This is a genomic window from Scytonema sp. HK-05, from assembly GCF_963872035.1.
Taxonomy (GTDB): Bacteria; Cyanobacteriota; Cyanobacteriia; order Cyanobacteriales; family Nostocaceae; genus Kalymmatonema.
On record NZ_CAWMYC010000001.1, the window covers coordinates 47,427 to 61,363 of the forward strand.

Genomic DNA, 13,937 nt, shown 5'->3' on the forward strand with positions numbered 1-13,937 from the left:
TCAGTAAGACTACAACCAACCTAAAGAGGTATATCCTCCTACATTGCTGCCAATGAGCAATTAATAACTGCCAAAAGATAGATAAAATAAATCGGTAGGGTGGAAATTGCCCACCCTACGCTAATAATCGCCCTAAACTGCCAGACATTTCTGTTTTGCTGCACCCTTTACAAGAATTAAAATTCAGTAGATGGGGATAGTTCGCTCAAGAACTCACTTCTGGTTTTCTACTGGGACTAACATGTAAGACGTCTGGTCATTAGGTACGTTAGGTACGTTAGGTACGTTAACGCTCTGAGTACCAGATGGGGTGTCATGCTGAATTACACTCTTGGCTACGTCCATTGTATTTGTAACAGAGTTGCTAACACCTTGTGCTGCACCCTTGACGATGTCCATTGTATTGTTTACCGTGTCGGTAACGCCCACCGCTGTAGTCTTAACAGCAGTCACTGTATTGTTTACAGTCTCGTTAACGCCCAAAGCTGAACCTCTGACGGTTTGCCCTACATCTTTTGTGGTGTCGTTAACACCCACAGCTATTGTATTTATTGCGTCCCCTACACTTTGTACATTTTGGTTAAAATTTTGGGCTGTATTCTTTACCTTGTCCCCTACATTTTTTACAGTTTGGTTAACCTTTTGGGCTGTACCTTCAATAGCTAAAGCCCCAGCTATTGCGCCTAACGTAGCACCAATGAGCGCTCCAATCGCTACTTTAGATAACCCATTACTTGTCTGTTGACCTACTTGATAAGCATCAGGTTGATCTGTAGCTAAATCAATATTTCCTTGAGGTTGATCCAAAAGCTGCTGGTTCGCATGCATAATAATCGTTTCCTTTGTGCCAAAACTGGTTCATTCGCATCTGGTTACACGACACTTGGCTGCGACACTTAGACCTTTTTCCTTAATTTGGCTGGGTCTAAGCCAAAAAACTATATCGTATAACTTGCGAGCTTGTTATGTTTGCAGGTAGTCCTATAGGACTACCTTTATTTAAAAGAGGCTACCGTCTTTACAGTGTCTAGGTTTTATTGATGACCTTTGCAATGTCAGATTCCTATCTGTTGTAATCGGTAAACCGAGCAATTTCTTCCTCAAGCGGGTCTTTTTCATCAGCATCTACTGACCCAGCGTCAATAGATATTGGATCAACTACAGGCGTGACTGGATTGTCGTCAAGCCCCTCTATCGGATCTGGTGCTGAAATGTAGATCGTCGGCGTACGATCCATCTCGACTTCATTATTGTTGCTCTGCTGGTTGCTTGCACCTATCCAGCCTTGATATTGATAGCCCTGATTTTCAGATGGCTGAGCATTCTGTGCTGCACTTTGTACAGATTGGTTAAAATCCTGGGCTGTATTCTGTACTGCGTCCGCTGTACCTTGTGCGGCTTGCTTAGTTCCCTCAGCGGCACGGTTTGCTGTGTCTTTTGCTGTGTCCGCTGCACCTTGTACAGCTTGGCTAACACCCTGCGCTGTATACTGTACTGCGTCCGCTGTACCTTGTGCTGCACCTTGTACAGCTTGGCTAACACCCTGCGCTGTATACTGTACTGCGTCCGCTGTACCTTGTGCTGCACCTTGTACAGCTTGGCTAACACCCTGCGCTGTATACTGTACTGCGTCCGCTGTACCTTGTGCGACACCTTGTACAGCTTGGCTAACACCCTGCGCTGTATACTGTACTGCGTCTGCTGTACCTGCTACGGCTTGCTGCGCTACATCAGCCACACCCTGGGCTGTACTCTGTACTGCGTCTACTGTACCTGCTACGGCTTGCTTAGTTACATCAGCAACACCCTGCGCTGTATTCTGTGCTACGTCCAATGCACCTTGTGCGGCTTGCTTAGTTACATCAGCGACACCCTTTGCCGTGTCCACTGTACCACCTACAACAGCTTGGGTAGCACCCTCAGCGATACTCTTTGCCGCTTCGCCTAAACCTTTCCCTGTTTGGCTAAGACCGCCACCTATTGTCTTTGCAGCTTCTCCTATACCTTTTGCAGCAACGTTAAAGCCCTTAGCTATTCTTTGACCAGCAAACGCAGCAGCTAATGATCCCAAAGTACCACCAATGAGTCCGCCTATTAGCGCTCTAGTGACTAGAGGATTGATGCCTCCGTTTGCTGCTTGAGCACCAGCTTGACCCCCAGAAGAAGCATTTGCACCTGCAGATGCCCCAGCACCCACGTTTGCGCCTGCTGAACCAGCATAAGGTTGACCTGTGCTTATACTGCTTCCAGGCACCCCTGCACCTGCGGTTGTGCTTGCTGAACCTGCATAAGGTTGACCTGTGCTTATACTGCTTCCAGACACCCCTGTACCTGTGGTTGTGCTTGCTGAACCTGCATAAGGTTGACCTGTGCTTATACTGCTTCCAGACACCCCTGTACCTGTGGTTGTGCTTGCTGAACCTGCATAAGGTTGACCTGTGCTTATACTGCTTCCAGACACCCCTGTACCTGTGGTTGTGCCTGCTGAACCTGCACCCGGTTGACCGATTATAATGCGGTTGGCGTCTTCGATTCTCGACACCCCTGCATCTGTGCTTGTGCCTGCTGAACCACCATAAGTTTGATCTGTGGTTATGCTGTTAGCGTTTACACTCTGCCTATCTGAACCCTGCCTGCTCTCAACCATGCCAATCGTCTCCTTAAATCAAAAAGGTTTGACGCTTATTTGATATAAATTGTTTTCACTCGCCAATTTAACGATTAAAAATAATAAGTTAACCGCTCTAAGGATATACATATTAAATGGCAGAGTCTGTCTCAAGTTATAATTCAAAGGCGTAGATAATTATGCGTATTTCCCCTGCCTATTTGATTTTTTCATATACCTAACTTAACGTAATAATAAGTTTTTTTGATTGTATTTTTGCAGTTCTACTTGGTACTTTACTGTTGGTATAAATTAAAATAAAGTATTGCTTTTATCCCTTTCTCTTAGTATAAAACATAAGGAAAAAGGTTAAAAAATAAGTAAAATAAGTAGTAGATAGGCAAAAAAGCTATTGTTTAAATTTTATAAATAATTAGCTTTAATATATAAATAAATTTGCATAGAACTCTTGAGAAAGCGTGCTATTAGCTTCTTGTTGATTTTCTCTTACATTGAATATCTAATAATTATAAATTACCCCTCTAGAGTACAGGGGTAATTTCACTTGCTGGTCATACAGAAGGCTAGAGTCCGCAATTTCAATGACAAGCAGAATATTGATAAACTTGAGTAACCACATAGGTATAGTAGCTAGTTAATAGAGCCAGCTTTTTATATCATTAAGTGTAGCTTCTACCTCAGTCAGTCAATTGAGTTCCGCCATGCTACCAAGTACCCAATCCCTAAAAAGTGCCCTGAGTCTGGGCGACCTGCGACGAGTGCATCACATAGCCCTCAACGTCCACGATATGCAAGCCTCTCGGCACTTCTACAGTACTATTCTAGGTTTGCACGAACTTACTGGTGATGAAGTTCCCGCAACCCTTGTGGACTTAGTAGCACAGGGGAAAGTTGCTAACTTTGTCACCCCAGATGGCACAATTCTCGATTTATTTTGGGAACCAGACTTACCACCGCCAGACCCAAACCCAGAACGTACTTTTACCAGAGCATATCACTTGGCGTTTGACATTGCTCCTGAGTTGTTTGAGCAAGCCGTCGAAGTTATAAGAGAAAATCAAATAGCGATCGCCCACGGACCAGTCACCCGTCCCACTGGTAGAGGTGTGTACTTCTACGACCCCGATGGCTTTATGATTGAAATTCGTTGTGATCCATAAGGTAGGGGAAGGAGGGTAAGATAACCAATGGCTGATCTAAAAACATTTCAAGTGATCGAAGAGGCGATTAAAAAGCCACCAATTCCACACGAACCATACAAGCAATCATTAAAAGCTTGGGCGATGTATTGCCTGCGAGACAGAGGTTTTAAGGTGATATATGCTCAAAATGCCGACTTCGCTGTTGAAACTAGAAACGGTGAAAAGATTAATTTTAAAGTCACAAATAATGCGACTGATTTAGATAATCAATTCGGCTGGATAGTTTGGGATAGTGACACCAAAACTGCTAGCCTTATTCCACCTAATTCTTAACTATGAAAACGGATTTTAACTGCAGATGCACAAAGCATTAAACGCAGATAATAGTCTGTAATATCCGTATGAGGTATAAGCTGCGGTTGCAATAGGTGAATTTTATGCTATTGTGCCTGAGGTTTCTCAAAAACCATCAAATGCTGCTGTGGTAACAAGTTTTTGGTTTCACGCCAAACTAAACCAACCGCTTGCATTTCTTTTTGTGCTTGTCTTTGACTCATCTTGTGCAATCGTTTAATCATAATAAAGGGATTTTCACCCCGGTACTCAACCAGCGCTACTTTACCACCTGGTTTGAGTGCCCGAAAAATCCCTTGCATCACCTCTCGTGGGTTCTCAAATTCGTGATAAGCATCCACCATCAAAGCTAGGTTAACGCTTTCGGGTGGTAGATTGGGGTTTGTCAAGGTTGCCAAAATAGGCTCAACGTTGGTGATATTGTTTTCTTTTTTCAAAAACTCAATAATATCCAACATTTCTGGCTGAATATCCACAGCCAACACTTTTCCTTTTGTGAGGAGGGGAGCAATGCGAAAGCTCATGTAGCCTGTCCCAGCACCAATATCTGCCACAACATCGTTAGGTTTGAGGTTAAGGGCGTTCACCACCTTACTTGGCTGTTCTTCAGCCTCTCGGCTTGGTCGTTCCAGCCAAAGAGCTCCTGTATGCCCCATGACTTTGGCTATCTCTCGACCCATGTAAAATTTACCAATACCATCTGGGCTGTGGATCAGCCGCTGTTGGTAAACAGTAGCAGATGGGGAAGAGGCGATCGCCGTACTCATTGGGTCAACCAGCAAGTAGCAGCATAGTATCAGTAGGATAATTACGGTGAAAGGGAAAAAATGATATTTTGGTTTAGGTTTCATGAAAGCTTTTGCAAGAATTATTTCTCTTACATGAAACCACAGATGTAGACGCCGGGGTCGGTTTAACCCAGCGTATACAGAGCGACACAAATAAGACTTAATCCTCCCAAACCCCCAAGTCTACCTTGTCCATTCCTTCATCAACAGGTTTTGACCACATCCCGCGCTTACTGGTCGGTGAACGCTTTGAACTCGATCGCATCATGACTACAGAAGAGGCGTACGCCCTTACTGCGGTCAAGCGATAACCCGCGTAGCCGCTCTTGATTGTACAGTCGAGCCTTGCGATCCACTTCCATCATCCATTGGTAGGCACGCAGACCGGGTGTGCAGCGCGGTTTGGTAGACCCCATCTCGTGTCGGTAAAAGTAGGCGTCGCCTGCATGTAAGAGCCAACCCTCCGGCGTTTCGATGGCGATGCCGGCATGACCCCGCGTGTGACCTGCGAGCGGGATGAGGAGAATCTCTGGTGGTAGTCCTTCGAGATCGCGTACAGCCTCAAAGCCGAACCAAGGTTCGCCTCCAGCCGAATAGTACTTCCAGTTTTTGACCTCGTCCCACTGTCCTGGACGATAGCGCCGCGATCCGATAAAGCCCTGCCGATCCTTCGCAGCCTCAATCTCAGACAGCATTACGTGTACAGTCGCCTCGGGAAAATCCTCTAAACCACCGGCATGATCGAAATCGAGGTGCGTCAGCACGATATGGCGCACGTCACGCGCAGAAAAGCCGAGCTGTTCGATCTGAGCGATCGCCGTGTATTTTTGTTCAAACTGGATGCCATTCAAATAAATGAAGAACGGGCTGAGGCGCGAGTCGGGTGCCTTGATATCGCGCTGACCAAAGCCGGTATCGATGAGAACGAGTCCCTGATTCGTCTCAATGAGCAAGCAGTGGCAGACAAGGCGAGCTGTTGGACCGCGACTAAAGCCATCGAAGAGCGGTCCACCAATCGGACACATACAGCCGCAATTGAGATGATGAATACGCATAAATGGTTCCATTTAGCATTAGACTGATTTTAATAAGTCCTTGTAGGCTTGTTAGTCCTCCATAAGTTACAAACTCGTGGAATGTTATCTCAGCTACAAGTTGATGACTTAAGATCGGGAGACAGACAAAACAGAGATGCGCTTAGGGAGTACCAAAAAATAAATTATCCATTATGTAGGGTGGGTTAGGCGCATGACAGCTGAAGTTTTACATGGTAACTAAAGTGCGCCGTAACCCACCATTATTTCGGTGCATCACTACAAATTGGAGATTTTTTTAGTTGGAAGTTTCTTAACAAGGTAGCGCGGTAAGTTGTCAAGTTTTGCTTGGGTAACGAGGTTAACACTGTTATGGTTGGGTGCAATCCTCAGCAAAAAACAGGAATCGACATCGGACGTTGAAAGAACCAAAATTATAGCGGTTCGGGGGTTGAGTGCAATACATCAAGTTAGGAGAACCACAGATGGACAGAGATAAATAATTACTTCATTCAAACGAGAAGCGCTATATATTTATGGACAAAACTATAATAGTCACGGGTGGCGCACAAGGTATTGGCAAATGTATTAGCCAGCATTTACTTTCTTGTGGTAGTCGAGTTGTGATAGCAGATATTGATAGTGAAGCAGGAAAAGAATGCCTGCAAGAATTTCATCGGTTTGAAGAATCTTTGTTATTTATTGAAACAAATGTTTCCATCCAAAACTCTGCACAGCAGTGTATTGAAACCACGATTGAGAAATTTCAACGCATTGATGGATTGATTAACAATGCTGGTATTTCTAACCCAAACAATGCTCCTGTTGAAGATTTATCATTAGAAGATTGGCAAAAAGTTATACAAATTAATTTAACAGGCTGTTTTTTGTTGTCTAAGTATGCCATTCCCTACTTACGTCAATCGAAGGGAACGATTATTAACATTGCCTCAACTCGTGCGTTTCAATCAGAGAAAAATACAGAAGCCTACGCCGCTTCAAAAGGAGGGATTGTTGCTCTTACCCATGCTTTAGCTATTAGTCTTGGACCAGACATTCGAGTCAATTGTATTAGTCCGGGATGGATTGATGTTAGTAAATGGCGTAAGTCTTCCTTAAGAAAGGAGGCAGAATTAACAGAAATTGACCATCTTCAGCATCCAGTAGGTCGAGTTGGGAAACCCGAGGATGTCGCTTTTATGATTGAGTATTTAATTTCTCATGCCGCAGAATTTATTACTGGGCAGAATTTTGTAATTGACGGTGGCATGACTAAAAAAATGATATACGAAGAATAGACTTCTTGCATTCATTCCAAAAAAAAGAATAATGAACCACAGATGGACACAGATGGACACAGATGGAACTCATACCAATTCTCTATGAAGTTGAGCTTAATTCGACCCCCCTGTAGTCCCCCCGATGCCTTGGGGGGACGCCAAAGGCGGGGGTAATTATTAAACGCATTGTTACAGACAAAATGAAGACACATCTGGACCACAAATGCCGATCTAAGTAGTGCGATCGCCCCTACGGGATAATCTATGCCATCGCCCTTTGGTTGCCCTCAGCTTTTGCAATATGATACGACAACGGTGTGGGATCTAGGTTATACCTCAACATTCAAATGACAAACGGTTCAAGTTGGCGATCGCTCCACTCTCCCTGAAAGCGTTCAGCTACATACGGTCTAACAATAAACTTGGGTGGATTACCATCTTTGACATCAATTCGTACAAATGAATACGGTAGTCGCTTTTGCTCATCGTAACCATTGCGACCAACAAATAACAGTGACTCCGCAACTTTACGGGTATGATTGTCTCTACTGTCCTCAAAAGTCTCCATCAATTCTGACCCCTCCTTTCGCTGACGCCGGGGGTAATGACCGCTACCACCAGAGATAATGCAGTTGATGAAAGAGTCAGCGTGTCCAGTGTCCACAGTCCGGAGATGTTCTAGACAGTGTGCGTGACCATTTAAAATCAAATCGACTATCGGACGCCCTTTAGTTAAGGAACCAAGAGTGTCTGCGACTTCATCAAAAACCCAACGTAAACGGCGACGAACTGCTAAGGTTTGCGCTTGACGCCATTTAGTTTTTTCTGTGACGTAAGGAGGATGATGAAAATAAAGAATACGTCCGCGTACTTCTTCACTATTCCAAGATTGAATGAGTCTTTGTTTGAGCCAGTTAAGTTGTTCAAAATCTACAGATGACCCTTTATGGGATTCTAATTGTTTTTCAATGTCGATTTTTATCTCGTCGATTTGGTATAACTTAGCTTTGAGGGCATCAAGTTGTTCGGCTTGTTCGGGAACATCCGGGTTGAGGTGAGAGCAAGCTTCGAGAATTTGCATCTCCTCTTGTTCTATCTCATGCTGACGATGAACCAATTCACGGCGTTCGGCTTCTCCTTCTTTCGTGGCTGGAAGTGGTAATGGTGCGTTAAAAGTATTCGAGTCGAGGGCGAAAAAGTCAATTCCGCCGTAACGGAAAGTGTAGTAGCGGTTGGGTAAACGGGTGAAACGTCCGGGTTCATAACGCAAACACCGCCCTGTGTCAGTTTTGGCGGTGTAATTGTTGTCTAGGTGATGTTCTAATTCATCAGGGGCGAGCGCCGTTATATAATCAAGAAATGCCCGTGCATAGGCGTCGCCTTGGTAAGATCCATGCCAGCCAATTTCTATATCTTTGTAGCGGAAGAAACGACGCAGTAATAGTGTGCTTCCGGCAAGCAACCGATACATCAACGGCACATCATAGTAATCATGATTACCAAGGACTGGTAGAATTGGCAGGTTAAACACCATGCCATCATAGGAAATGCGTTTGGGGTTTTCGCCACCGACAAGAAACTCGCGGTAAGGTTCAATAAAGTTGGTTGGGTAATACTCATGAGAACCTACCACATAAATCACATCGCCCGTGTGAAGCACAAAACGGCACTCCTCACGGTGACCAAGCATCAATTCAGCAATTCGCCGTTGGGGGTGATGTCCGTGATGTTCCGTGGTGCCACTATCACCTATAACTATAAACGAGAATTCTGGATTATCCGAGTTGTCATCATGTATAACCATGCTGGTTTGGTCAATCCTACGTTGGACAACACTCGGATGTCGCCACCGTACCCGTTCCTTCATTTTTTGGATTTTCACAGGAATTGGTGGGTCAAATATCCATTTCATAGCAGATAGTCCCAAATTTTAGTCAACACTCAATATAACTACAGGTCGTTTGTAGGGGCACAGCAATGCTGTGCCCCTACTTGAAACATCACCCCATCTTCCCCTACACTACTGATATCCCGCTGCTTGCAACGAAAACAGAGTTGCATAACGCCCTCCTGCTTGCAACAAGTCCTGATGAGTTCCCTGTTCCACAACTTCCCCAGCTTCGATAACGACAATTTTGTCAGCCATCCGCACTGTAGAAAAGCGGTGAGATATTAAGAAGACCATCTGATTTTTGGTCAGGGCGCGAAAATGATTGAAAATGTCAAACTCTGCTTGGGCGTCCATTGCTGATGTTGGTTCATCTAAAACCAGAATATCTGCATTCGTTCGCATAAAAGCACGGGCAAGAGCAATTTTCTGCCACTGACCTCCAGAAAGTTCCTGTCCCCCCTTGAACCATTTACCAAGCTGAGTTTGAAAGTTTTCAGGCAAATGTTCAATAAAAGGAAGCGCCATGCCTTTTTCAGCCGCAGTTTGCCATCGGGCTTTGTCTTCCATGCGTTCCACATCTCCCACGCCGATATTCTCACCAACGGTGAACTGGTAGCGGACAAAGTTCTGGAAAATCACGCCGATGCGTTGCCGCAGCACATCTACATCCCATTGTTGCAAGTCTAAACCATCTAGTAGAATACGTCCGGTGTCTGGGGTGTAAAGTCGAGTCAAAAGCTTAATAAGCGTAGTTTTACCAGAACCATTTTCACCCACAATGGCTAATTTCTCTCCCGGTTTTAGGTGTAGCGAAATGTTTTTCAATGCAGGTTGCGAACTTCCTGGATAAGTGAATGATACGTTTTCAAAACGAATTCCGTCTTTGGGTTTTAAACCTTTGGTCGCTTTACCTTTTGGTTTTGGCACTTCCTCTTCTAAGAACTCGTAGAGGTTGGAAAGATATAGGTTATCCTCGTACATTCCACCGATGGAAGTCAAGGCACCGGAAAATGTAGATTGTCCTTGGCGGAACACGGTAAGATACATCGTCATGTCCCCTAGGGAAATTCTACCCGCTACCGTCTCCAGCACAATCCAAGCGTATGCCAGGTAAAAGGCTACGGTACTCAACAAACTCAGCAAATAACCCGACAGTCCCCGCCGCAGTGTCAACTCGCGGTCTTCACCGTAGAGTCTATTAAAGACGTTGTGGTAACGTCCTAGCAGCATTTCCCCTAATTGGTAGAGTTTCACTTCCTTGGCAAAGTCTTCTCTAGCAAGCAAGGTTTCCAAGTAATGCTGCTGACGGCTTTCCGGCGCACGCCAGCTAAAGAGGCGAAAGGCTTCTCCCGCAAATTTCGTTTCGGCAAAGAATGCGGGCATAGCTGCTATGATCAGCATCAGCACTGCCCAAATGGAGAATTTCACCAGCAAAACGCCGTAAGTCACAAGTGATAAGGCGCTTTGCACTAAGCCAAAGGTGCGGGTTACTAGAGACAGGGGACGAATCGATGCTTCTCGCCGTGCATTTGTCAATTTGTCGTAGAATTCCGAGTCCTCAAATTGGGTGAGATCAAGTGTCAGCGCCTTTTCTAGGATGAGAACATTTACTCGTTGACCAAGTAGCATCCGTAATAAGGACTGGCAAACAGAAAGTCCTCGCTGACTACCTGCAAGAGCGGCTACGGCGATCGCCTCGAATCCCACATACATCAAAGGGCGATAACTATTGACAAAATCGTTGTTATATGCATTAATTTGAGAAGCAGCAACAACAGCATCGACAATTAACTTACCAAGGTAAGCTACAGCAGCTGGTAAAAGACCTGCCACTAAAGTTAAAGTGGCAAGGATAATGGTTAGAAAGTGGCTAGTAGTCCACACCAAGCTTACAGCCCGTCCACTGTACCGGAATACTGCAAGAGATTGGCGCAGAGCGTTACGTTTTTTACGAATTCTCATATTATTTTTATAATGTAAAATCGCCCTTGATTGCAGCGATCGCCGTACTCAAGATACCGACACCCCAGAATGCTGAGGGCGTGATGTCAGTTGGGTGAAACCATGACAAAACCGGACAACCAACTCTGCCGAGTACTCATGAAGCGCCGTACAGAACTTTAGGAGAGGGATGCATAGGCGGTTTTTTCTCAATTAGTGTTGCGAATTTCCAAGTTAACCCGCCTATGCATGCCAAGGTGAGCTATGGGTTGGGTGAAACCATGACAAAACAGGACTTCCTTCCCCCACGAGTACTCTTGAAGCACTCACAGATATCTGTGGTGGGGGCAAAAAAGGCGGTGATTCTCAATTAATCGTACTTGTTGACAAATAAACCCGCCTATGCATGCCAAGGTTGTCCGGTTAAGTCTTGGAAAAATGTAGCGGACGGTGGAGGGGGTACTCGGGAGTAGGGGTACTCGGGAGTAGGGGTACTGGGAAAATGAAGTGATGGGGTTTCTTAAAACTGCATAAGTTACTTTTACTTGCATTTATATAAAACTAAATGCGTCTCAACGAGGTATATTCTTGACAAACATAATTAGAATACACTCACTTACTACTACATCCAATCACTACTGACTACCACTATTTGACTGGTAATCACTCTGATGCAGGTCTATGGTTATTGATTCAATCATTTTAGTTCTTGTGAAAAGTTATATTAAAAAGTTTGCATCTTCATAAAGAAATTTGGATACATGTTGAAAACAGGCTATGAATCATGATATTTATCTAATTTGTTTAGTATAGATTAGAGGTTAAAAATGAAATTTTTCCAAAAGAGTACTTGGTTAACTTTAAGCCTTTTCTCGACCATATTACTTTCATGTTTAAGTATTGCTTCATTTCCAAATAATGGAAAAGCGCAAAAAAGTCTTAGCAAAAATATTTTACGTGTTGCATTATACCCATATATTCCTGATGCGGCTAACGATAAATACAGAGAACTGCTTCAAAGAATTGAGACAGAATTCGAGGGGAAAAACCCTGACATTGATTTGGTTCTAAAACCTATTAAGGACGATGGTTTTTATGAGCTAGATACTTTAAAGACATGGCTAACTGAATCTCCATCGAATAATGGCTACCATCTTGTAGAAATAGACACTTTGCTATTGGGTGACCTTGTAGAATTAAATCTAATTCAAGCGTGGAATGCTCCATCAACCCAATCTGATTGGCATCCAGCAGGTAAAAGAGGTGTAACTCTCAATAATCAAGTATATGGTATTCCACATTGGCTTTGTGGTAACTTTATCTTTTCTCGCGACAAGTCAGTTGTAAAAGCAAAATCAATTACTGAGCTTCTTCCCGCTCTCGATCAAGTAAATCCAAAGACACCAAATGTAGCAGGAAATTTGACAGGTTGGGATTTACCTACGCTTTATCTAGACGCATGGGCTGATACATATGGTTTAGATGAAATTGCCTCGGCTATATCGACGTCCAATCCTGATAAAGTTGTCATGCAGTCATTTAATAAATTCTCTAAAGAATGTGTAACCAACGGAAAAAATCCATGCTTAGATGGAACTTATAATGATGCTAATTTGAGTGCCAAAAATTTTGCTGATGGTAAAGTAGATACATTTTTTGGATATTCGGAAAGGCTAAATTTTATATTGAAAGAGGGAGTTAACACTAAAGATGTAAAAATAAGTTCCATCCCACTGGGACAAAGAAAAAATCCCATCTTATTTGTTGACGCTTTTGTTTTACGTAATGATTGCAACAAAGCCTGTCAAGAAGCTGCCGCAAAGTTTGTAGCATATATGAATGCACCTCAAACTCACGAATGGATTTTAATGAGTCAAGATGCTGGGAATCAAGCTATTCCTCGATACCTAATTCCAGCAACATTGAGTGCGTTTCAAACGCCGGAAGTAAGGCAAAATTCATACTACAGAGTAATTGAATCAGAAACTAAAAAAGGTTTACCTTATCCCAATTCTGGCTTTACAAAGATTCGTGAAGAAATGGAAAAAAACATTTTAAATGAGTTAGAAGTAGCTCCACAAAGGTGAATTAGATAGCTTGAAAACGCCTCTAGTGCGTAATTTGTGGAGGCGTTTTAGCTGTTTTAATTTTTGATTTATAGTACTCCTTCCATCCCTCCCCATTACCAACTGACCGCTGTTGATGGATACCCTAAGGTGCATACTTCCATCTCCCCCTTCTCGGTCGCCAAGGAAGCATTTAAAGAAGCGGTTGATAATCCGCTCGTTAACATTTTGATAGCGATTATTGAGGGGTGGAGGAAGTATCAGAACCGAATAATTCAAAGATCAAGTTAATGAAAAGTGTTCGCGAACAATATGGTCTACACCCATCTGTTGATAATCTTTCTGCGGACTGCGAGCATTTTGAGCAGAACTGCGGTATTGAAGTGCGAGCGGTAGCAGCAAAGAACCACCCGCGAGCGCTCCGACTTGCAGTAATTGCCGTCTAGATAATGATTTCATCAAAGAAGGGAATAGGGAACGCTTAACGGGGAACAGTTGAGCGTTCCGCTTTTCAAATGGGAGTTAGAGACCCCGGCTGACAAGCAGCTCTGTTTGAAGCGGGGTTTAAATCCCCGTTTCAAAGACCCTGTTGCCTGTTGCCTGTTGCCTGTTGCCTCTTTAATCTGGGTCACCTGTGTGACTGGGTAATTAAGCGTTTTCATTTAGTCACAACACCAGAAAGTATCATTTCATTTTTGGTTTCAATAAATATTGTCTTTTTTTTTGATAGATGCTGCTTTTTTTTATTACTTTAAAATGAACTACCCCGCCGTAAGCGGACGGGGTATCAGAATCAAAATAGAGTTAATTGC

General features: G+C 43.8%; 11 protein-coding genes. 4 read left to right on the forward strand and 7 right to left on the reverse strand.

The annotated features are described in order from the left end of the window. Positions 1-213: 213 nt before the first annotated feature. Positions 214-828, reverse strand: coding sequence for a hypothetical protein (locus AACT52_RS00225; RefSeq protein ID WP_073626122.1), 615 nt, complete (start codon positions 826-828; stop codon positions 214-216). 235 nt (positions 829-1,063) lie between these two features. Beyond that, on the reverse strand, positions 1,064-2,647 hold the full coding sequence (locus AACT52_RS00230; protein WP_073626124.1) for a hypothetical protein: 1,584 nt from the start codon (positions 2,645-2,647) through the stop codon (positions 1,064-1,066). 683 nt (positions 2,648-3,330) lie between these two features. Here AACT52_RS00230 and AACT52_RS00240 point away from each other — a divergent pair. Together AACT52_RS00240 and AACT52_RS00245 are read left to right on the forward strand one after the other, a co-directional pair. After that, complete coding sequence (locus AACT52_RS00240) at positions 3,331-3,789, forward strand: VOC family protein (protein ID WP_073626126.1); 459 nt, start codon at positions 3,331-3,333, stop codon at positions 3,787-3,789. A gap of 27 nt (positions 3,790-3,816) precedes the next feature. Next, positions 3,817-4,104: a hypothetical protein gene (locus AACT52_RS00245; RefSeq protein ID WP_073626128.1), complete on the forward strand. Its 288-nt coding sequence runs from the start codon at positions 3,817-3,819 to the stop codon at positions 4,102-4,104. A gap of 107 nt (positions 4,105-4,211) precedes the next feature. Here AACT52_RS00245 and AACT52_RS00250 read toward each other — a convergent pair whose 3' ends face one another. Further along, entirely contained in the window at positions 4,212-4,976 is a 765-nt protein-coding gene (locus tag AACT52_RS00250) for a class I SAM-dependent methyltransferase (protein ID WP_073626130.1), read from the reverse strand. A 167-nt stretch (positions 4,977-5,143) separates the two neighbouring features. Continuing rightward, entirely contained in the window at positions 5,144-5,968 is an 825-nt protein-coding gene (locus AACT52_RS00255) for an MBL fold metallo-hydrolase (RefSeq protein ID WP_073626383.1), read from the reverse strand. A gap of 515 nt (positions 5,969-6,483) precedes the next feature. On the opposite strand from AACT52_RS00255, the gene AACT52_RS00260 reads away from it, so the two are divergent. After that, positions 6,484-7,245, forward strand: a complete 762-nt coding sequence (locus AACT52_RS00260; protein WP_073626132.1) for a glucose 1-dehydrogenase — start codon at positions 6,484-6,486, stop codon at positions 7,243-7,245. 325 nt (positions 7,246-7,570) lie between these two features. Here AACT52_RS00260 and AACT52_RS00265 read toward each other — a convergent pair whose 3' ends face one another. Next, positions 7,571-9,139 carry a metallophosphoesterase family protein gene (locus tag AACT52_RS00265; RefSeq protein ID WP_073626134.1) on the reverse strand — a complete coding sequence of 523 codons (1,569 nt, stop codon included), beginning with the start codon at positions 9,137-9,139 and terminating at the stop codon, positions 7,571-7,573. Positions 9,140-9,247: 108 nt separating this feature from the next. Beyond that, positions 9,248-11,080, reverse strand: coding sequence for an ABC transporter ATP-binding protein (locus AACT52_RS00270; protein WP_073626136.1), 1,833 nt, complete (start codon positions 11,078-11,080; stop codon positions 9,248-9,250). Positions 11,081-11,886: 806 nt separating this feature from the next. Between AACT52_RS00270 and AACT52_RS00275 the strand changes: the two genes are divergently transcribed. Then, a complete protein-coding gene (locus AACT52_RS00275) occupies positions 11,887-13,146 on the forward strand; it encodes an extracellular solute-binding protein (protein WP_073626138.1) in 1,260 nt (419 codons plus the stop codon). A gap of 261 nt (positions 13,147-13,407) precedes the next feature. Here AACT52_RS00275 and AACT52_RS00280 read toward each other — a convergent pair whose 3' ends face one another. Continuing rightward, positions 13,408-13,584: a hypothetical protein gene (locus tag AACT52_RS00280; protein WP_158054465.1), complete on the reverse strand. Its 177-nt coding sequence runs from the start codon at positions 13,582-13,584 to the stop codon at positions 13,408-13,410. Between the last annotated feature and the right edge of the window lie 353 nt (positions 13,585-13,937).